The organism is Mesorhizobium sp. M7A.F.Ca.CA.004.06.1.1 (assembly GCF_003999135.1).
In the GTDB taxonomy this organism is placed as follows: domain Bacteria; phylum Pseudomonadota; class Alphaproteobacteria; order Rhizobiales; family Rhizobiaceae; genus Mesorhizobium.
In genome coordinates, this window is the sequence record NZ_RZPQ01001053.1 from 1 (window position 1) to 1,555 (window position 1,555).

Below are 1,555 nucleotides of genomic sequence, written 5' to 3' on the forward strand. Positions count from 1 at the left end.
CCCCTATATGGGATGGCGGCTCCATACACGAAGCCGATTTCCTATTCTAGACCGGAATTCAAGCGCTGGCGAATGGCCTGGGCCGGCTACGCCGCCTTCTCCACCAGCCGCGCCAACTGGGTCATGACGACCGCCGAGCCCGCCAATCGCTTCTCGGGGGTTGGCCAATCGCGCACGAAGACGACGCTGTGGTCCGGCCGGATCTTGGCCAGCGAGCCCTGCTCGCCGATGAACCGGACGAGCCCGACCGGGTTGGAGAATTCGCGCTTGCGGAAATGGATGACGACGCCCTTCGGCCCGGCGTCGAGCTTCTCGACATTGGCCTTGCGGCAGAGCGCCTTGATGAAGACGATCTTGAGCAGATGCTTGACCTCGTCCGGCAGCGGGCCGAAGCGGTCGATCAGCTCGGCGCCGAAAGCGTCGATTTCCTCGGTGTTTTCGAGATCGCCAAGCCTGCGGTAGAGCGCCAGCCGGAGCTGCAGGTCCGGAACATAGCTTTCCGGGATCATCACCGCCGTGCCGACGGCAATCTGCGGCGACCAGCCGCCATCCTGCACTTCGCCGGAATCCTTCACCTCGGCGACGGCCTCTTCCAGCATCTGCTGGTAGAGCTCGAAGCCGACCTCCTTGATGTGGCCGGACTGCTCTTCGCCAAGAAGATTGCCGGCGCCCCTGATATCGAGGTCGTGGCTGGCGAGCTGGAAGCCGGCGCCCAACGTATCCAGCGATTGCAGCACCTTCAGCCGGCGCTCGGCGGTGTCGGTCAGCTTGCGGTTGGCCGGCAGCGTGAACAGCGCATAGGCGCGCACCTTGGAACGCCCGACGCGGCCGCGCAGCTGATAAAGCTGCGACAGGCCGAACATGTCGGCGCGGTGGATGATCAGCGTGTTGGCGGTGGGGATGTCGAGACCGGATTCGACGATGGTCGTCGACAACAGCACGTCGTACTGGCCGTCATAGAAGGCATTCATGATATCGTCGAGTTCGCCCGGCGGCATCTGGCCATGTGCCACCGCCACCTTCAACTCCGGCACGGATTCCTTCAGGAAATCATGGATTTCCGAAAGATCGCTGATGCGCGGCACCACATAGAAGGAATGGCCGCCGCGATAACGCTCGCGCAGCAGCGTCTCGCGGATGACCAGGGGATCGAACGGCGAGATGAAGGTGCGCACCGCCATGCGGTCGACCGGTGGCGTGGCGATCAGCGACAGCTCGCGCACCCCGGTCAACGCCAGTTGCAGCGTGCGCGGGATCGGTGTCGCCGAGAGCGTCAGCACGTGCACGTCGGTTTTCAAATCCTTCAGCCGCTCCTTGTGCTTGACGCCAAAGTGCTGCTCCTCGTCGATGATCAGCAGGCCAAGGTTCTTGAACGAGATCGCGGAACCAAGCAGCGCGTGCGTACCGATGACAATGTCGACCTGGCCCTCGGCGATGCCTTTCTTGGTCTCGGCCAGTTCCTTGGCGCCGACCAGCCGCGACGCCTGGCCGACACGGATCGGCAGGCCGGAGAAACGCTGCGAAAAGGTCTTGAAATGCTGGCGCGACAACAATG

At 63.3% G+C, this 1,555-nt stretch carries 1 protein-coding gene; it reads right to left on the reverse strand.

The window, feature by feature from the left end; all coding sequences use genetic code 11:
• Nucleotides 1-86 precede the first annotated feature (86 nt).
• Nucleotides 87-1,555 (reverse strand): TRCF domain-containing protein (locus tag EN906_RS33725; RefSeq protein ID WP_127375755.1); only part of this gene is annotated, 1,469 nt, incomplete at its 5' end.